Origin of the sequence: Aerosakkonema sp. BLCC-F183 (assembly GCF_041929145.1) — a bacterium.
Taxonomy (GTDB): domain Bacteria; phylum Cyanobacteriota; class Cyanobacteriia; order Cyanobacteriales; family Aerosakkonemataceae; genus Aerosakkonema.
The window spans coordinates 16,583-35,910 of record NZ_JBHFNU010000063.1; the positions used below are offsets into that span (position 1 = coordinate 16,583).

General features: G+C 44.0%; 19 protein-coding genes. 2 read left to right on the top strand and 17 right to left on the bottom strand.

Going from position 1 to position 19,328, the window contains the following annotated elements:
* The first annotated feature begins 38 nt into the window (after positions 1-38).
* Both ACE1CD_RS18740 and ACE1CD_RS18745 read left to right on the top strand, forming a co-directional pair.
* Positions 39-533, top strand: a complete 495-nt coding sequence (locus ACE1CD_RS18740; RefSeq protein WP_374793476.1) for a molybdenum cofactor biosynthesis protein MoaE — start codon at positions 39-41, stop codon at positions 531-533.
* A gap of 96 nt (positions 534-629) precedes the next feature.
* The gene (locus ACE1CD_RS18745; RefSeq protein ID WP_374826004.1) at positions 630-944 is read left to right on the top strand and encodes a hypothetical protein; all 315 of its coding nucleotides are present in this window, start codon (positions 630-632) and stop codon (positions 942-944) included.
* A 318-nt stretch (positions 945-1,262) separates the two neighbouring features.
* Here ACE1CD_RS18745 and ACE1CD_RS18750 read toward each other — a convergent pair whose 3' ends face one another.
* The 17 genes from ACE1CD_RS18750 to ACE1CD_RS18830 all read right to left on the bottom strand — a co-directional run bounded on the left by ACE1CD_RS18750 (position 1,263) and on the right by ACE1CD_RS18830 (position 19,270).
* On the bottom strand, positions 1,263-2,084 hold the full coding sequence (locus tag ACE1CD_RS18750) for an Rpn family recombination-promoting nuclease/putative transposase (RefSeq protein WP_374826005.1): 822 nt from the start codon (positions 2,082-2,084) through the stop codon (positions 1,263-1,265).
* A 66-nt stretch (positions 2,085-2,150) separates the two neighbouring features.
* Positions 2,151-2,288, bottom strand: coding sequence for a DUF3368 domain-containing protein (locus ACE1CD_RS18755; RefSeq protein WP_374826029.1), 138 nt, complete (start codon positions 2,286-2,288; stop codon positions 2,151-2,153).
* Positions 2,289-2,633: 345 nt separating this feature from the next.
* Positions 2,634-2,885, bottom strand: coding sequence for a UPF0175 family protein (locus ACE1CD_RS18760; RefSeq protein WP_374826006.1), 252 nt, complete (start codon positions 2,883-2,885; stop codon positions 2,634-2,636).
* A 319-nt stretch (positions 2,886-3,204) separates the two neighbouring features.
* Positions 3,205-5,007, bottom strand: a complete 1,803-nt coding sequence (locus ACE1CD_RS18765) for an SUMF1/EgtB/PvdO family nonheme iron enzyme (RefSeq protein ID WP_374826007.1) — start codon at positions 5,005-5,007, stop codon at positions 3,205-3,207.
* A gap of 8 nt (positions 5,008-5,015) precedes the next feature.
* Positions 5,016-5,306, bottom strand: a complete 291-nt coding sequence (locus ACE1CD_RS18770) for a DUF2103 domain-containing protein (RefSeq protein WP_374826008.1) — start codon at positions 5,304-5,306, stop codon at positions 5,016-5,018.
* Between the two features lie 2 nt (positions 5,307-5,308).
* Positions 5,309-5,602 (bottom strand): ATP-dependent Clp protease adapter ClpS, encoded by a 294-nt coding sequence (gene clpS, locus ACE1CD_RS18775; RefSeq protein WP_190473271.1) that lies wholly within the window; start codon positions 5,600-5,602, stop codon positions 5,309-5,311.
* 311 nt (positions 5,603-5,913) lie between these two features.
* Positions 5,914-7,932 (bottom strand): FAD-dependent oxidoreductase, encoded by a 2,019-nt coding sequence (locus tag ACE1CD_RS18780; RefSeq protein ID WP_374826009.1) that lies wholly within the window; start codon positions 7,930-7,932, stop codon positions 5,914-5,916.
* 257 nt (positions 7,933-8,189) lie between these two features.
* Positions 8,190-10,259, bottom strand: coding sequence for an FAD-dependent oxidoreductase (locus ACE1CD_RS18785; RefSeq protein ID WP_374826010.1), 2,070 nt, complete (start codon positions 10,257-10,259; stop codon positions 8,190-8,192).
* Between the two features lie 12 nt (positions 10,260-10,271).
* Positions 10,272-10,886, bottom strand: a complete 615-nt coding sequence (locus tag ACE1CD_RS18790) for a type II toxin-antitoxin system VapC family toxin (RefSeq protein WP_374826011.1) — start codon at positions 10,884-10,886, stop codon at positions 10,272-10,274.
* Positions 10,886-11,149, bottom strand: a complete 264-nt coding sequence (locus tag ACE1CD_RS18795) for a hypothetical protein (RefSeq protein WP_374800796.1) — start codon at positions 11,147-11,149, stop codon at positions 10,886-10,888. The genes ACE1CD_RS18790 and ACE1CD_RS18795 overlap by 1 nt, the downstream gene beginning before the upstream one ends.
* Positions 11,150-11,362: 213 nt before the next feature.
* Positions 11,363-14,764 carry a tetratricopeptide repeat protein gene (locus ACE1CD_RS18800; RefSeq protein ID WP_374826012.1) on the bottom strand — a complete coding sequence of 1,134 codons (3,402 nt, stop codon included), beginning with the start codon at positions 14,762-14,764 and terminating at the stop codon, positions 11,363-11,365.
* Between the two features lie 93 nt (positions 14,765-14,857).
* The gene (locus tag ACE1CD_RS18805; RefSeq protein ID WP_374826013.1) at positions 14,858-15,256 is read right to left on the bottom strand and encodes a nuclear transport factor 2 family protein; all 399 of its coding nucleotides are present in this window, start codon (positions 15,254-15,256) and stop codon (positions 14,858-14,860) included.
* A 107-nt stretch (positions 15,257-15,363) separates the two neighbouring features.
* Positions 15,364-15,792, bottom strand: a complete 429-nt coding sequence (locus tag ACE1CD_RS18810; protein WP_374800790.1) for a YybH family protein — start codon at positions 15,790-15,792, stop codon at positions 15,364-15,366.
* Positions 15,793-15,800: 8 nt separating this feature from the next.
* The gene (locus tag ACE1CD_RS18815; RefSeq protein WP_374800788.1) at positions 15,801-16,163 is read right to left on the bottom strand and encodes a hypothetical protein; all 363 of its coding nucleotides are present in this window, start codon (positions 16,161-16,163) and stop codon (positions 15,801-15,803) included.
* 20 nt (positions 16,164-16,183) lie between these two features.
* Entirely contained in the window at positions 16,184-17,374 is a 1,191-nt protein-coding gene (locus tag ACE1CD_RS18820; RefSeq protein ID WP_374800786.1) for a class I SAM-dependent methyltransferase, read from the bottom strand.
* 36 nt (positions 17,375-17,410) lie between these two features.
* A complete protein-coding gene (locus tag ACE1CD_RS18825; protein ID WP_374800784.1) occupies positions 17,411-17,860 on the bottom strand; it encodes a DUF3598 family protein in 450 nt (149 codons plus the stop codon).
* Between the two features lie 45 nt (positions 17,861-17,905).
* Positions 17,906-19,270 (bottom strand): Rieske 2Fe-2S domain-containing protein, encoded by a 1,365-nt coding sequence (locus ACE1CD_RS18830; RefSeq protein WP_374826014.1) that lies wholly within the window; start codon positions 19,268-19,270, stop codon positions 17,906-17,908.
* Positions 19,271-19,328: the final 58 nt, after the last annotated feature.

A 19,328-nucleotide genomic window follows, 5' to 3' on the forward strand; every position in this document is an offset into this window, starting at 1 on the left:
TAGCATTAAAATGATACTGTTATGGGTGAAGCGACCTGATGAATTCTGGAACCGCAGTTTTATTTGCTGGCGATCGACAACAAGCTCAAGATAGTTTTGCCATAACTCTTGCTCCTTTATCCCTGGAAGAAGTTTACGCGCTAGCGGACGATCCGGGGAACGGTGCTGTAGTATTGATGAGCGGGATGGTTCGCAACCAAACCGATGGTAAGCCGGTGGTGGCGCTGGAGTATCAAGCTTACGAACCGATGGCTTTGCAGATTTTTCGCCAAATTGCCGCCGATATTCGCAAAACTTGGCCAGATGTGAATCGGGTGGCGATTCACCATCGCATCGGACGTTTGGGAATTGGGGAAATTAGCGTGTTGGTGGCGGTTGGTAGTCCGCACCGAGGTGAGGCGTTTGCAGCTTGCAAGTATGCGATCGATACATTAAAACACAACGCGCCTATTTGGAAAAAAGAACACTGGAGTGATGGTTCTAGCAGCTGGGTGAGTATCGGTGCGTGCGAAACCCAGGCAACAAACTGTTAGGGAATATTGCAATTTGTAACTATTGCTTTATCTCAAAAGATTAATCCTTTAGACTGATGTGCGATTCAAAATTTTGGGATAAACAAGGATAGGCAAATGCAGGATTTGCTCTGGCACGATTATGTGATTTTCATTTCTTTGATTGGTTCTATTGCTGGACTTTGCTTAATATTCGATCGCAAGCAAACTCAAGTGGATGAGGTGGAAGAAACAGAGCGATCGCTTTTGATGATGAGCTTCGCTTACTGGATAGTTTACTGCGTCGCTGTTGGCGTCCAGAAGTTCGATTTGCCTGAATGGGATATTTTGGTAACGAGTTTGCAGTTAACTGCGGCTATTTCTTACTTTTTAACTTTTTGTTGCGTACTGATTCTGCCACTGCATCGCTTTTCGTTGCGACAAGTAGAGTGATTCAGATTTGTAGATTTGTAGGTTGGGTTGAGGCACGAAACCCAACGCTTGCGACAAGTAGAGCGCTCCAGATTTGTAGGTTAGGTTGAGGCACGAAACCCAACGCTTGCGACAAGTAGAATAATATCATGTCCGTTTGGATTGGTATTGTATGGTAGGGGCGGATTGGGTCTGGCGGGTTTATGGTGGAAAATGTTTGTCTATATTACAGATATTTGGGATGGTGGGTTACGGCACGGGAACTTAATTATTGCTTGAAAGTACTGAAATTATCGCCCGTGCCTAACCCACCCTACAATTAAATAGGTGCGATCGCATCTATCCCAACCACGCCTCCAAATCTGCCAATTCGGAAAAACCTAATAAATCTACTCCTAAATTTTCTAAATCTTGGATAGATAAACTGCGGATTTTTTCTAGAAGCACGGGAGTGATTTCCCCAAATTTCCACTCTAATTGGCGTGTAACCAATAAAAGCGCTTCCTCTTTTTTTCCTTCCTGTCTTCCTTCTTGGAGAATGTCTTGGTAAATCACAGACTCGCGCATAAAATCAGCCCTCAAAATCGAACGAATTAAGTCTCTATCAAAGCGTAAACCAGCTAAAATCCCAGTACAAGCAGCGACTCCTTGGCGTCGATCGCTATTTTCAATTCTATCAACTCTTTCGGCGACTTGTTCTAACAAAGCTTGGGGAGAATCACTCCTCGCCAATACCGCCAAAGGTAACAAACCGGGATTATCCAAGAATATAGCAGGGTCTTCTTCCCACAAACGAATTACGTTATAGCGGTGGGTGGTAGTTCTATCCCGATACTCTGTGGTGAACGCTATTTCGTTAGAACTTTCTTGCAAAAAGATAACAAACTGTTCTACATCCCGACGATATTTGCGCTTCAACCTCACCGAATAATCCAGCATCCGGAAAGGAATCGGCGGGTTAGAATAAGGATCGGTTTCAAATTCTAAATGCAGAATGCGATCGCCAACTCGCAAAAAGCTCACTGAATCTGCCCGAATTGGTTCTAAATCTAGTTCTGTTTTCAATACCCTGACTCTGGTTGCTTCTATTCCTAAAAGCCACCGGGTAAAATCAGCGGGGAACCGTTCTGCTAAATATTTACAAGCGTTGTCGTAACTCATGGAATTGAGAGGTTATATAAATCCTATCACTTTGAAACCAACTGGTAGTGCGATCGCTATGTTAAGTTATGCAAGTAATTCTCCAGCCAATTTGAGGACAGCAGCGCGGGTAGAAGGGTCAAGGCGAAAGCGAAGTGCATCCAGTCGATCGAGAATAGGCGCAATAGTTGTTATATATCCTACTTGCTTTCCTTTCAACAACATCCCCAAAGTACCTGTAAATTGCACACCAAGCAAGCGTGCGTATCTTCTGCCTAAAGCATCGTCTAGAATAACTAAAGAATCTGGTATTTCGACTGCTAGTGCTAATGCCTCTCGTTCACCTATTCCCAGTTCGGTTACGAGGGGTAAAATTGCTCCTGATAAAGGTTGGCGAACAGTTATCCACGATAAAGAAGCTAGATTTGGCAGAGATATACCTAAAATTTGCCTGTCGCAATTTCTGACTCAACAGCTTGGGGTATTATAATTTCACTATACAGAGTTGGTAGCAAATCCAACAAATTTAATTGGTAAAGATATTGAATTGGCGAAGTGTCAGAAATCACATTAGGCACGCGCCAAATCCTCGTTAAGTTCCTCTTCCGTAAGCCGAAATGTGTCAACTCCGTAATCAGCTAGCTTGGTTAAAAATACAACTTGCGGTATACCAGCAAGTTTAGCCGCTGCGCCAGCGGAAAGTTTGCCCAATTCATATAATTTGATAGCTGCTGCTAAACAGACTTCATCGCGCAGTTGTTCGGGAGTTAGTTTCAGCGCTAATGCTGTTTCTTCTGGTAAAGATAAGGTAAATTCGTACATTTGGTAATTGTACTTCGGGGTAAATAATACTTAAGATTTTAACAAATAAAGTTTATGCAACCGTCGTGCTTTTCTATTGCATCCTTTGCTATAATGAGTCAATGCCGCCGAGCGGAGAGTCCGGCAATTATCCTGTACCATAACATAAATTTATGGTGGCGGGGCAGTCAGTCCAAAGTTGGCACGTACCGCTTAATCAAATTGTAGGTTTTTTGGATAATTGGTAATTGCCTCATTTTGAAAAAAAAAATTTTTACCGCCTTCGGCGGGAAGGGTAAAGAAAAGAGGGTAAAGGACAAAAGGGCAAGAGTATAAAGGGCTACAAAGTCCACGCAGCAGCACCACCAACCCGAAAACCGTTGTAGTAGTTACTGTCGCCCGCATCGAAGTTGTAGCGAAAAGCCGAGCGGCAGAAAGCAGGATTTTCGTCCCACGAACCACCGCGCAGCAGCCGGAGCGCTCTTTCATCGCTAGTTAGCCATATAGTTCCATCGTTAGGTGCGCCTTGATAATTATCGTGCCAATGGTCAGCACACCATTCCCAGATATTGCCGTGGAGGTCGTAAAGGCCAAAAGCATTGGGAGGAAAGCTCCCTACAGGGGTAGTTTCACGACGATAGTTCCCTTTCCGCCCCAAGCCGTAGGTGTAATTACCATCATAATTAGCTAATTCGGGAGTAATTGTTTGACCAAAGTAAAAAGGCGTTATTGTTCCGGCGCGACAAGCATATTCCCATTCTGTTTCGCTGGGTAATCGATAATATCTGCCAGTGTGTCGGGAAAGACGATCGCAAAACTCAACTGCATCATACCACGAAACACACTCTACAGGTCGATTTGCTCCTTTAAATCTAGATGGGTCTGGTTGAAGGTCGCGGTTAACTTTTGCAAGATTAGCAACCGCTTTCCACTGTGCTTGAGTAACTGGATATTTTCCCATTAAGAAGGGTTTAATTGTAACCTCGTGTTGAGGTCTTTCACAATCTCTGCTTCTGTATTCACTTGACGGCGCACCCATTGTAAATTTCCCGCCGGGGATGTAAACCATATCGAGTTTGACACCATTACCCAAATCTTCAGAAAAAGATTGAGATTGAGATTGTGGTTGAGGAGGTTGGGGAACTGATATTTTAGGAAGTGGAATTGGTTGAGGAGGTTGGGAAACTGGTATTTTAGGAGGTGAAACTGGCGGTGGTACAGGTTGAGGAACTGCTATTTTAGGAGGTGAAACTGGCGAAGGAGTAAGTGCTTTCAAAACTTCAGCCGCAGATTGATATCGCTCTCCTACCGGAAATGACAACATTTTATCTAATATTTTTGCTAATTCATTACTGACAGAAACATTTTGCCGACGCCATATCCATTCCATTTGCATCGGATCGAAAAGTTTATCGACCCAATGACCATTTCTTTCTTCCAATAAACACCCAGTTAACAGCCGAATACAAGTTACAGCTAAACTATAGAGGTCACTAGCTGGCGAAACATGACCGTGCATTTGTTCGGGTGCTGCATAACCGGGTGTACCAGTGATAGTACCCATTTTCGTAAGCACGGTAGCGGTTAATTGTTTGGAAACGCCAAAATCAATCAGGACGAGAGAATTGTTACTACTTCTAATAATATTATCTGGTTTGATATCTCGATGAATAACATTTTGATTGTGGATAAATTCTAAGACTGGCAGCAATTCAGTTAGCAATTTTCTAACTTGTTGTTCGCTAAATTTTCCCAGTTGCTGTAATTCTTTTAATAAATCCTGACCGTCTATAAATTCTTGTACCAGATAAAAACGGTTGTCCTGTTCAAAAAATGCCAGCAAGTCAGGAATTTGGGGATGTTTGCCTAAGTCTCGCAGTCTCATTCCTTCTTGCTTGAATAATTCGGTAGCTTTCTGGAGTGCAGCGCTACCTTGCAGTTGCGGCAAAAACTGCTTAATTACGCAACGGGTATCAAAACGGTGTTCGTCTACCGCCTCAAAAGTGCGACCGAATCCACCTTCACCAAGGTATCTAATTGCACGATAACGATCGGCTAAAAGTAATTTATTACCGCAGCGCTGACAGAATTTGGTGAGAGATGGATTTGAGAATTGGCAATCAGGGTTAAGACATTGGCTCATATGATAAACTATTTAATGACTTGAGCGATCGCATCCTCCAATTCGTTCTGTTGACAGCTGGTAATGATAAAAACTTCTTGAACAGTTTTGCCATGTCGCGCTATTAATTTAAAACCGCCGCGAATAGGCACGGATATTTTTAATTGCAATTTTGGGCAGTGACCTCTTGCTCTGCCAATCACTGCTGGTGTAATAGTTTGAATACCGGGATGTTTAGTTAGCTTTTCCAGAATAGGAATTAAGCCGGTAATATGAGTAGAATGATTGAGAACGACGCGGCCATAGGTGGGATTGCTCATATTTATGCTGCCTCTAGGGGAGCCATAGTGAGTCCCGCCCGCAACAGTTGTTGGTGGTAATGTTCCGCTTGCTCTTGGGGGCCAACCCAGACGATGGCTTGACCTTCATAGTGTACCTGATTCGTGAGCTCCCAAGCGCGATCGCTCGTCATCCCTGGGATATATTTTACCAAGCAATCGTGAACGTGCTGAAATGTGTTGAAATCATCATCCAGCACGATTACCTTGTAATTTGGGTAAGGCTTGCGGGTAACTTGACTGGATTTTTCAGGAGCTATAATGGGTGCATTCGCCATAGGTCATTCGATTTTGGATTTTGGATTTTGGATTTGGGATTGGCTGGGCTTTGAAAGAACAGAGCTTGAAATAAGCGAGAATTTTTTTGATGATTCCCCTTGAAAGGGGAGGCTTGAAGCCCTTTTTTTCGGTCAGTTACCGAAAAACTTAACAATCTGAAACAACAATTTACTAATCTATCTTAATGCGAAGTGAGTGGGGGAGTGGGGGAGTGGGGGAGTGGGGGAGTGGGGGAGCGAGAGAATTAATCTTTTCCCTTTTTCCTCTCCCTCTTCCCGACGCCCTAACCCCGACGCCCTAGCCCCTTTAATCACTGCCAATCTTGTCTTGTATTGAAAATCGAGGTATTGGGGAAAGCTGTAGGATTGCCGTTACGATCGAGACGGCGTTGCAAAGCTTCTAGTTGCGGTTCTGGTTGGGGGAGTCGATCGACCAATTCATATGGTAGAATACCGTTTTCGAGAGCAAAAGCGGCTGTAGTTCCGGCTGCTGCACCCACCGACCATTCAAAGGAGTGTACTCGATAGGCGGCGGCGGCGGTGTGGCTGGTGGCAATGCTTTTCCCTGCAACTAGCATATTGTCGATTTTCTGAGGAATCATTGCGCGTAGGGGTACTTGGAACGGATAAGCTTGACCTTGACCTTTCCTTGTTCCTTCGCGTTCTTTGTTACCTGGGGCTTCTGGTGGGCTTTGGGCCATGCAGGGATGGAAGTCGATCGCATAGTGACCGATGCCGACAGAATCGGGGAAAATAAAGGCACGCGATCGCGGTTTCACATCTGCCGGAGATAGAACATCTGCGAGTACGGATGGCGCATTTATACCAGACAAAATTGCCCACAAACGGCGATATTCTTCTGCTGACAGATTATTGCGGTAATAATCATCGCGAAAATTATTCCGAGAAATATCAATTTCCCACACTGTAAAACCTTCCGGCTGACCGAAGCTGGGGCGTCCGATAATGCGGCGTCCTTCGCGTATATATGGATACTTCGATAGACCGTGTGCGGTTCCCATTGGGGCATTTAAACCAGTGAGAAAGCGGTTATTTGGGTATGGTTTCTTGACATTATCGCCCAGTTGTGAGTCGGTAGTCCCTGTTACCAGCCAGTAAAAATAGCCGATCGCATTTTCCTCACCTTTGCGAAGAGTTTCCGTCCGCAATCCACCCATCCATCCACCCGGTTGTAGCTGACCGCTCTCTTGCAACTGTTCGCGAGTATAGATAAAGTTATCTTGCGATGTTCCCGGACGGTAATCGTTACCCCAAGTCCAGTTTTGCATGGAAATGTCGCCAGGATCGATCGGATATTCTCTGGGATTAGTTCCCAATTTTCGATCTGGTTTGACACTTTTAATGCGGCGATAAGTGAAAACGAGAGGGAAACTAGCTAATCGCTGCAATTCATAGCTGTAGTATGGCGCATATTGAGAGTAAAATGAGGGCAGCGTGTGATTTTGCGGTTCTTTAGTTGCCTGCATTGCAAAGGTATAAGTAAAGCCTTGCGTGCAGTAAGCATCGCCTTTTTCGCTAGCAGAAGAAGGTTCCAAAACGGAACGAGGATCGATACCCAAACGGTAGGGAATATCAGCCAGTCCAATTAATTCGCCGGTTTCCGTAGCTTCGATGACAAACCAATCGGCTGGTTTTGGTTTTTGGGCAGATTTTCTCGATTTTTTGGGTACGAAGCGGATAATAGATTTGTCAAATTGGGCTGAATTTTCGTAGCGATAGCTGTCTTCGATCGTCTGAGATAAAGGCAGAGTATTTAGGGGTGGTGCGTTTTTCGCCGGACGGTGTTGAATCGCTACAGCACTTTGAATTATTTTTCCATCTCCACTAATTTCCAGTTCCTTAATTACTGTAGAGGGAAACCATTTCAGCTTACCATTACCGCGATCTTCCGCATCCTTTAATATGCCAAATAAAAGTTTGTGTCCGTCACGAGGCAGAAAACAAGATTCGCTTACCCAACATTTACCGGGATTGAGGCGTTTGTAATGTTGTTCAATGCGTTGGCGAAGTTCTAAATAGCCGCGAGGATAATATAAAAGTTTCCTCTGAGTCGGTCTTTCGTCTAGTGCGGCGGTTCCTTGGGCAGAAATTTGTCCGCCTACCCAGTCGGTAATTTCTGTTAGGCAAACGGTTTTTCCTGCTAGCAAAGCTTCGTAGGCGGCGGCGGAACCGGAAAGTCCGCCTCCAACTATTAGAAGTTCGCATTCTTCTGTTTTATCTGGTTGTCTTGGTGGTGCGGCTAGGGCTAATGGAAAAGCTGATTCTAGGAAAATTAAGCTGAGGGTGATGGTGGTTAGTATGCGTTTCATGGTTATTTTTGTTCAACTCCTATTATCGTGTCTGGTAGCGTCGGTGGTATATCAATGATGTCCTGAATTGTCTGTTGGAATCGTTAGTTAAAATTTAACCGCAGATGTAGGCAGATTAACGCAGATTAACGCAGATAAGATGGCGAATTTTTAGGTAATTGCTGCTAGTGAAGAGAAGAAGGAAGAGATAAAAGAGAGGATTTCATCGATCGTTTACAATTACTATTCCCCTCTTTCCCTAACCCCTAATCCCTAATTTACTGCCAGTTTTTGCCAAATTCGTTAAATATTGAGGTGTCGGGAAAGGCGGTGGGGTTGCCATTTTGTTGGAGGCGTCTTTGTAAGGCTTCGAGTTGTGGTTGTTGGCGGGGAAGTTGTTCGACGAGTTGGTAAGGCATGAGATTATTTTCTAAGGCAAAGGCTGCTGTGGTACCGGCGGCTGCACCAACTGACCATTCAAAGGAATGCACTCGGTATGCTGCTGCTGCTGAGTGACTGGTGGCAATACTTTTGCCAGCGATTAGCATATTATCAATTTTTTGGGGAATCATTGCGCGTAGGGGTATTTGGAAGGGATAAGATTGAGATGCTGCCATCGCTTCGTTGGGATATCCCTGGTTGCCGGGAGTTTCTGGGGGACTTTTGGCTAAACAGGGGTGAAAGTCTATTGTATAGTGACCGATGCCTACAGAATCGGGATAAATTGCCGATCGCGATCGCTCTTTCACTTGTTCTGGAGACAAAGCTTCTCGAATTACGGCAGTTGCATTCAAACCACTCAATAATGCCCACAAGCGGCGATACTGTTCTGTTGATAGGTTATTGCGATAATAATCCTCGCGAAAGTTTTTTCGAGAAATATCGACTTCCCACAATGTAAAGCCTTCGGGATGTCCCCACGCGGGTCTGCCAATAATTCTTCTCCCTTCTCTTATATATGGATATTTCGATAAACCGTGAACTGTTCCCATCGGCGAATTTAATCCGGTAAGATAGCGGTTGTTCGGGTGCGGTTGCTTGACACCATCGCCGAGTTGTGAATCGGTTGTACCTGCGACCAACCAGTAAAAATAACCTTGGGATAGTTCTTCTCCACCGCGCAAACTTTCTACTCGCAATCCTCCCATCCATCCGGACGGTTGTAACTGACCTAATGTTTGCAATTGTTCGCGAGTATATATAAGGTTATCCTGAGAAGTTCCCGGTCGATAATCGTTCCCCCAAGTCCAATTTTGCATGGAAATATCTCCCGGTTTGGGAGGTGTTACACCGAAAGTTTCTCGGCTTCTGATTTTTAATTCTTTTGGTGCATTTGGGTTACTCCAAATGCGTCGGTATGTGAAAATTGATGCAAAGTTAAATCGTTTTGCCTCGAAACTGTAGTAAGGACTGTAACGGGAATAAAAGGGAGGCATTTGGTGAGTTTGCGGTTCTTTGGTTGCCTCCATTGCAAATGTATAAGTATATCCTTGGGTGCAATAAGGATCGCCTGTATCGTTTGCACCAGAAGGTTCTAAATAAGAACGCGGATCGATACCGAGTCGGTAGGGAACATCTGCAAGGGCGATAATTTCTCCTGTTTCTGTGGCGTCGAGAACGTACCAATTTGTTGGCTGGGTTGTCTGGGATTTTTTAGTACGTTTTAAAGGCAAGAAACGGATAATTGTTTTGTCAAATCGAGACGAATTTTCGTAGCGATAAGCGTCTTCGATCGTCTGGGATAGAGGTTCGGTGTTTAGCGGTGGTGTGTTTTTGGCGGGATTGTGTTGGATGGCGATCGCACTTTCAATTAATTTCCCATTTCCTTCTTGTCCCCCCCCGTAGACGGGGGGGTTAGGGGGGGTAATTCCCAATTCTTTCACAACAGTAGAAGGAAACCATTTCAATTTACCTCTACCTCGTTTCTCGGCATTTTCCAACATAGAAAAAACAAATTTGTGACCGTCGCTGGGAATAAAACAAGCTACACTTACCCAACACTCGCCGGGATTGAGTTTTCCATACTTGCGTTTAATTCGTTCTCGCAATTCCAGATATCCACGCGAAAAGAATTGCCTTTGGCGTTGGGTAGTGCGTTCATCCAAAGCCGAAACACCTTGCGATGAAACTTGTCCTCCCACCCAGTCGGTGATTTCCGTCAGACAAACGGTTTTCCCCGCTAGCAATCCTTCGTAAGCAGCCGCAGCACCCGCAAGTCCGCCGCCAATTACCAGGATTTCGCATTCTACGGTTTTATCTGGCTGTCTGGGTGGTGCGGCTAGGGCGACTGGAAAAGCCGATTCCAGTAGGATTAAGCTGAGAGGGAGGGTGATGAAGGAACGTTTCATAATGCGATCGAGTTAAGCGCCTGCATCCAAGTGGCTTTTAGAAGTTACCATCTTCCTAATGTTCATTACAAGCTTTTGTCGATCGGGATTGGCGATGAGGCGCGATTCGATGAAATCAGATGTGAGTTTAAATCGGAATTTATGCCAAAAATAATGCTTGTTGTCTGCTCTTACTGATTCAGTTTCTATGACTGTTTGTGGATGCACGATCGCAATCCCTTCTATTCCTATAAAATCATCCGTATTAAAGGTGAGTAAATGAGTTATATTGTGTGCTAACATTACCGCAATTAACCTGACATCGTGTACTCGTTTTCCCTTAACGTTATTGGTAGTTACGCAATTCAGCCAGTGCGTAAATATGAGCGGGTTTTCCTCAAGTAACGGAAACTGATTTAACAGTTCTTCTACTTCTGTAGAAGTTTTTTCAACAGTCCATCCTAACCCATTTACTTCAATCGGACGAGTAGCAACGACCCAGAATTCAACAATATTTTGGCTCGTGATATAAACTTGATGCCCTTGCTTAATTAGATTTGCAGTTGCTCTGGTTGCAAGCAGATGAACGGGAGAGTTGCTATCGCTCATCCGTAGCAAGATATTGGTATCTAGAAGATAGTCAGTCATCAATCGTACATATTTTCTCGACTTAGAGCCGCATCAGGTAGGTTAGGCCCATCTTTGTGGCTTTCTGCCCATTGTATCAAACGTTCTGCTCGTTCTTTAAGTGTGGCAGTTGCCCAAAATGGTTTATCTTCCTTTTCTGGATACAGAATCAGCCTTTTATTATTCACTTCAACAACGAAGCGTTTGTTAGGTTCGATCGCTTCTAAAATCTCTCTAGGCAAATATAATGCGCCATTTTCGCTAATTTCAACGATGGGATTCATAGGTTGAAACTTCTTTCTATATTGATAAAAAGTGTAGCACGGCTCCTATCGATCGAACAATAAACTTTCTCGTGACAGGGTAAACCGGAGCGCAATATCTGGGGCGTTAGATTAAGTGGGTGCGCCAAAGCGATAAAATTAATGATTACCGCGAAAAATATGCTTTCTGACATACCCTACTGACTCACAATTAATAACTAGCAACTTGCGTTATTACTCTGCTTCGCCGATGAGAGTGAAAGCTGCCCAATCTCTCGGATTTGGATATTTTTTGATGGCGTTTAACATGGCATTTCGCAATGCTTGGGCTTTGTCGGGATTTTGTTGCAAATTGCGATAAAAATCGGTCATCAAGGAAGCAGTTGGTGCGTCGGGTACTGACCACAAAGAGACGATCGCACTCTTAACGCCTGCGACAATGAGCGATCGCGATAATCCAATCACGCCATCTCCGGTAAGGCGACCTCTACCAGTATCGCACGCACTCAGGACAACTAATTCGGCGTTTAATTTTAAATCCAGAATTTCCGATGCGGTGAGCAAACCGTTATCCTGGGAGGATGGCGAAAGAGCAACTGCACCCGGTACACCCAATCCCTGAAAATCATCTAATAACCCGTGTGTCGCAAAATGAATTAATTTGGCTTGCGGTAACTTTTGCAAAATAGCTGCCTTGGTAGCATCTTTGCCAATTAAAGGTTGGGTATTTAAAAGTGCGGCGATGTCTTTTGCTTCTTGTTCCGCACCCGGTAAGCTGGGTAGCTGTTGGGGTGGGTTGCCAATTTTTGGCATAGTAGGATTTCCTACTACTACCGCAGTTTGCATATCGGCGTTTAAATTTTGGGTTTTGTTTCGTTGTTTATGGGTTAAATCGAGTACCTGAATTGCAGGTGCTGTGATAATTGTATGTTGCTCGATCAGGTATTTGCCGGAGTTATCTTGCAAAGCGGCGAAAGGCACTAAAAATAACTCGCATTGAGGAATGAAGATGACGCGATCGTTGGCATTTTTTGGCAATAAATCGGCGATAGGTTGGATCAGTATTTGGTGAAGTTGCTGTAATTCCGGTAGCGGTTTTCCCGTTGGCAAACTTTGCCGATTTTCATCTACTCTAGCCGCAATCGCTATGCCGCGACCTCTCACACCAAGCTGAGTCCGACTGCTGGAAACGAGGTCTTGAAATCTGGGCAATCTGCCTCGGTTTGCGTTAATCGATTTCAGGTCTACTTTGCGGAATGCTATTTCTCCAGTAGGTTTAATCGCCCAAATCAAAAGTTCTGATTCGTGGGGTTGCGGTCGCAGTTGGTCTGGGGAAATTTCGTAGGCATTTGCTTGCTGTCTGATTTTGAGATCGTCGTAAATAATCGAATATTCGATGATGGTGGCGTTCTGCTCTTTTGCTACTTTTTTAATATCTGCAATTGTGGGAGGAAGGATATTTGCTTGGGCAGATTGTGCAGTTATCCTTCCTGCCAATAATTCGACAAATGCTCTGGCGCGTCCCCGTTCGGAAATTTCCAAGGCGGCGTCGGTTTTATTCTGAGCAATTAAAGCTTTTTGGGCGAGGCGATAGGTAACTGCTTGTTCTTCAAAAATAGAGATTTTGTTGATATCGTTACTACCTAAAGCAGCCCTAATTGATTCCCAAACTTTAATGCCATCTAGAAATGTTTTTTCAGCTTCGGCAAACTTGCCTGTGGCAAACTGAACTCTACCAAGATGATTGAGAAGCATTCCTTCGATTCTGCGATCGCCTATTTCTCGCACTATCTTCAAACTTTGCTGCAAGTATTCTGTCGCTTTGGGATATTCTTGCAAATCGTAATAAACTTGTCCCAATTTGCCGAGGGTGCTAGCTTCTTCTAAGCGATTTCCTACTTCGCGAGCAAGAGAAATAGCTCGCTCGTAAAATTCGATCGCCTTTTGATTTTGCCCTAAATCAAAATAGACTGCACCGATGTTACTCTGGAAGGTTGCTTCTTTAGCTTTATCGCCTAAACTTTGCACAATTGACAGCCCTCGATCGTAGGAATCTAATGCTTTTTGATTTTGACCTAGATTGGAGTAAACTGTAGCTATGTTAACTAAGGTAGTGGCTACTTTAGATCGATCGCCTAATTCTTCTTCCAGGGTCAGCGCTTGGTTAAAATAGGTGAGGGCTTTTTGCGGTTGACCTAAAAAGAAGTAAACTGTACCGATGTTGTCAAATATGGCGGCTTGATTAGTACGATCGTTTCCTTTTTGTACGCTGGGCAATGCTTGATTGTAATAATCGAGTGCTTTTTGATACTCACCCAAGGCGGAGTGAACCAAGCCGATATCGCCGAGAACGATCGCCACTCTGGTGGGGTCGCCCAAGTCTTGCGAAATGGGGAGCGATTGGTTGTAGAATTGCAGCGCCTGTTGGTATTCGCCGCGCTCGTAGTAAACTTGACCGATGCGATCGAGAATGATGGCTTGTCCTAAGCGATCGTCTATTTCTCGATATATCGGCAGCACTTGGTTATAATATTCTAGTGCTTGTTGATACTGGCTTAAGTCCGAATAAACCGCAGCGATGCTAGATTTTGCATTAGCTTCAATTTGGCGATTTCCTAATGTGGGAGAAAGGGATAGCACTTGGTTGAAATAGTCGATCGCTTTCTGCTTTTCGCCCAAACTATCGTAAGCCGAACCTATGCCAATTAAGGCAATGGCTTCCAATTGTTTAAAGGAGGAATTGCCCGAACTCCTAACAATTGACAAAGCTTCTTCAAATTTAGCGATCGCTTGTGGTAAAGATTCTTTAGTTTTTTGCAGTAATAACTGCTGTCCTTCTTTGAGAGATTGTAAAGCACGTTCTTCTGGATTTTCTCCTGCTGCTTGACTGGCTTGATTTTCTCCCGCTTGCTGAGTAACGGCTAAACACTGTTGTTCATATCTCGCTTTAGTATCACCCGCCAACGCCGAACAAGCTTGACGCAGATTTCTCAAACTGATTTCCTCTCCAAATGAGCGAGGAGTAGAACGCGATAGAGTCAAACCTTGTTGATAGTATTCAATTGCTTTACCAGTTTCTCCCAAATTAAGATAAACTCCACCCAAGGCGTTGAGAGAAAACCATTCTTTCAGGCTGTCTTTAATTTCTCGCGCCAACACCAAACTTTGCTGATGGTACTCAATTGCTTTAGTAATTTCGTTAACAGCAGCGTAAATTGTTCCTAGCGCGTTAAGTGATTGCCACTCTAATTGGCGGTTTTTAATTGTTTGTGCTATATTCAAAGTTTGTTGATAGGTATCAACTGCTTTAGCTTTGTTTCCCGTACCAGAGTAAGCTAATCCCAAACCGAACAAAGCGTCCCATTCGCCTTTGCGATCGCCTATTTCTCTATATATAGTCAAAGCTTGTTGAAAAGATGGCAAAGCCGCCTCGAATTGATTGGCATTAACTTGCTCTAAACCTTGTTGGTAAAGGCGCTTTGCTTCTGTTTGCTTGGGATTTTCCGTTTGAGATAGTAGCTGCGGTGCTATTTGGCGATCGGGTAATTCTTCAGCTAAAACTCTCAATCCAGGCAAAGGTAGTAAAAATAAATAAGTAAAGATTAAAAAATAGGAAGATTTTCTTTTGGCGAACACAACTTTTACCTAAACATATTTTTATGCTGCGACAACTCCATCATAACGTTCGCAGAGAAGATGGGGATAAACATCACCCATCAATCATTATAGTTAGTACGATTTACCATCGCTGCCAAAATATTCGCGATAGGCACAAATTTTATCTCCTCGAATATCGAGAGAAATAGCTACCCGATTTTTGTAAGGTTCACCCCGCAACTTTCCTTCATCGCGGAACTCAAAAACAACAGTAGTCTCGTTGCTGGTGATGCGTTCTACAGAAGTAATTGTAATTCCTTCGCTGAAACTTTCAGAAACATACTGAAAGAATTCACGAACCCTATCTTTACCCATATTCAAGCCGTGAAATGGCCCGACTGGGAACCAAAAAGTAAAATCATCGGTGAGCATATCTACAAGTTGGTTCCAGTCACCTGTTGCCAAACCGTGAGATAAGTGCTTAAATGCTTGCTGGGCAACTTCGATCGTATTCGGTTTTGTTTGTGTCATTGTAACTCTTTCCTCAACATAGCGTTAGTTTCTAGAACTGCGGGATATTCAACACGAACTAATGCGATCGATCTAAATTCTTACCTTTTTAGAAACAAAGTTTATCGCTAAGAATTCTTTTTTAACCAATCTCCGATGCCATAAGGGTCACTTAGCGGCGCGGAAAGATGTTCGTGCCGAATTTGCCAGCAACCTGCTTCATTTTTCCGAAGGACAAAAGTTGCCCGAAAGGTTTGTTTTACCAGTTGACCTTTTACAGTTACTGTTAGCAGCACCATTCCTGCTACCCAAGCCAAATCTTCGGATTCTTCAGTAAAGGGGCCTTCTACCCACTCAATTTTTGCCAAATTCAGCGAAGAATCGCAAAAATCTCGCCATCCTTTGGAAATATTGCTATAGCCAAGCGTAGAGTAGCGAGGGCCTTCTACAAAAACATAAGTATCTTCATTAGAAACGTAATTCTCACAAATCCGCTCTACCTGTTTGCCAACAATAGATCGATAAAAGCTATCAATTTGCTCAATTGGAGTTGTCATTGTAATTGTTAGGTACGTCCTAGTTCTTCTGCGATATCTTCTACATCTCGGTTATTTTCTGGATTCTCCAAAGCCTCCAGTTCCTGTTGAATAATCCGCAGGATACGAGCGATGTATTCCGCTTGCCATCGCTGGCGTTCCTCAGCCGCTATTGTATCGGGTTCGTAGGTATCAATTTCGGCTCGACTCAGTATTCCTTTTGCGGTCAGGAGGCGCTCTATAGTATCCAAGCGTTCGCGGGTAACTGCGTGTTCCATCGCTACAGCCAGGGTGATATTGAGTACCCGTTCGACGGCGGGATCGTCAAAGAAATAGGGGCGTTTTCCTTTACTCTTACTGTTGGCTAATAACAGGCGATCGATCGCTTCCATAATTATTTGTCTTCACAATACTATTTCCAAGCGCCAAATACATTCCAAATAGGCGAGCGACCGTAATCTTCTACAGTTTTCTCGGCTTGTTGACCTTCTGCTATGTCATTGGCTGCTTTGACGCCTATTTGGATGAATGCTTCCTCTTTAAAACCCGCTTTGGTTAGGAGTTCTTTTACATCTAAATCGTGCATTTTAGACCAAAATGGTTCGTTGTTGTAATAGGCATCCCAATCACGGATAAATTGCTCGTATAGTTCCATATCTTCGGTATATTGCGGTTGTTCGATATGAAGAGTCAAACCACCTGGCTTGAGCATACGATAAATTTCTTCTCCGATTCGGTGGAGGGATTTGGAGGAAGTTTCATGCAAAAACATGGTGGTTTGAATCCAATCGAACGATCGATCTGCAAATCCGCTATGCGCTCCATCCATCTGGATAAAGGTGATGTTATTTACACCCAAGTCTTGAGCGCGAGCGTGTCCGTATCTCAACATAGGAGCGGCTACATCAATAGCAATGACTTCCGCATCGGGATAAGCTTGGGCGATGGGAACTACGTTGTGACCCAATCCGCAACCGATATCGAGTATGCGTTTGGGCTGAAATTCGGGATGCTCGGTTTTCAGCCACTGGGAAATCGCTCTACCTCCGCCATCGTTCATTCGTCCCAGTAAGCCAGTTGTTGTTACAAATAATCCGGAGTCATAATTAGCCGCAGCTGTTACGTCTCCCTCCATCAGTTCTGTGTAATAACTACCTGGCATACAGTGATGATCTACCACTCGAACATAATGGGGAATTTCCAAATCTGGATTGAGTTTAAGAGTATCTTTGCCTTGATTCAAACGCTCTGCTTTTTCGGCAAGTTCATTTGCTTGACGCAATACCAACGATCGACCGGCTTGTTGTCTCATTTCCATACTAGATCTGCGTAAGGCGCTCCAAGCTTGATAGTGAGGGTCTTTTTTCATGGCTTCACTCACTTCTTCTCGCGTTTCAAAGTCGCGATCGCATTCGGCTTGGAACTTGGGAATAACCCGTTTTTCATAAGCAATCTTGTTGCCAGGAGATACAACTGTTGCTAAGTAGCGATTCAAATTAGCCAAAAAGTTATAACGAGCAATTTCGTCATGGTTTGCTTCAGGAAACACCCCATGTTTTCCGACTCTATGCCAAACAGGAGGTAGGTTTTCTTTACTCATCATTTTTATTTCTCACTCAAAAAGATGTTTTTTGTCCGGTTATGGCTGCATCCGTTCTTCTTGAATCAGAGTGCGTTGAAAAAGTCGATCGTCTTTGAACCAATGCCAAGTACGCGATCGATAATTATTGCACGGACTAATCTGAATCATCTCGTATAAGTAAGCGTTCGGAATAGTCTTGTAACTAAACCACAGAATAATAGTTGAATCGTCTACTTCCCATGCTTTTCCTTCTATGCGTTCTGTGTCAAACCAAACCTTTTTATCCCGATATGTGCCAGGAAACTTATGTTCTTCCTTTTTGCCATCAGGCCACTCATACCGATTAATTTGGTAATAGGAATAATCGCCGTCTGCGGGAAACAGACAGGTTAAATGGGATTTGTGCCGATCGAGAATCTTCCCTTCAATATCGACAAGGGTATAAGTTCCTACCCAATCGCCTTCGTGTCGGACGAGTACTGGCATTCCTGCACGGAGATCGGACATTTTAACACCTCTTTTTTAGATTTCCTCAGATGAGTAAATTAGAAATTAGTGGCGGGTGTAAGAACGTTCAAATTTGGTTTTGGCTTGAGCGGCGACAACTGCCAAGGCGACTGCTAACAGAGCAGCCGATACTGCCATTGTACTCGCAAATCCATCTGTGACTATGCCTAAAGCTGCGAATGCGATCGCCACCCCCACTGCGGCTTGTTTCAGTTTGTTTGTAACCTGATAAGCTCGATTGCACGAACTACAGATCTGTGTGTGCCGAGAAAATCTGTCTTGTAACGCTGGCTCTTGGTGACACTTGCTGCTGTCGTCAGTCAGTTTGGCGGTCTCATAACCCTGATAAAAGGGTAAATAAATCCCAAATTTATCCAACCATTTGCGGTATTCGATGACAAATAAGTCCGAGGTTTTGAGCGGTAAAAACACTTCTTTCATAGGTTTATCCAACCTCTCAATTTCTGCTTTTTCTCCTAAAATTTGTGGCAAATCTTCCTCTAAAACTCTGCTGCGAAGCCAGTGATCTAAGGTGCGAGGTGTTAGCTTTAATTTCCAAGTAAAGAAGTTCCGATAATTTCTTACCAAAACTCTGCATCTATTTTGGCTTAGCGGAATTGAATAAAAAACGACTCCCCCAAACCAACCCCGCGCTTCGATGCTAAATCTGTAATACACTAAGTTGGGAGCCACAAAATCGACTGGTGTCCAAGGTTTATTAGGATCTCCTGCATTCCGCATTCTACCGAAAATCCCCTTATGGGAGCTTTCTATCACTTCCATTTCCAGGGGTTGGGCATTTTTTCGATTACTGATACTGCCATGATGGCTGATATGAGCATGAGCGGGGTCAAGAACATTTTCTATAAAATAAGATTGGTCGTGAGGAAGGTCGCACATATAGTCAGTGGTGACAAATTCCGGGTTATCCAAATCTGGTATAGTAGGAATGCTTTCTTCTTGGGCAATTTCCGTTTCTCCCGGCCACATCCAGACGATGCCTTGGCGTTCCACCAATTTAAACGATCGCACGCAAGCTTTAGCAGGAATTTTGGCATCTGCTGGTAACTGAGGAATGTGCAGACATTGACCGTCAATGCCAAACTGCCAACCGTGGTACAAACACTCTAGCTTGCCATCAATTATTTGTCCGTCGGAGAGTCTAGCCGCACGATGGGGACAACGGTCTGTTAAACAAATCAGTTTGCTATCTTGGTTTCTGAATAAGACGTAGGGTTCGTCGTAAAGGGAAAAGCTATAAGGGCGGTTTTTGGGCAGGTCTTGTATGAAGGCGACCGGATACCAGCAGTGCTTCCAGTTGAAGCTTTGTTCGACGTCTAAATTCGTCTCGTTAACTGTTTTTTGTGCTATATCTTCTTCCGTGAGAATTGGTTGTTCGATCGAAATCATAATATTTTCTTTTTAACTAACTGCACAATTCCTGATGTATTATCCAGCCATATTGTAG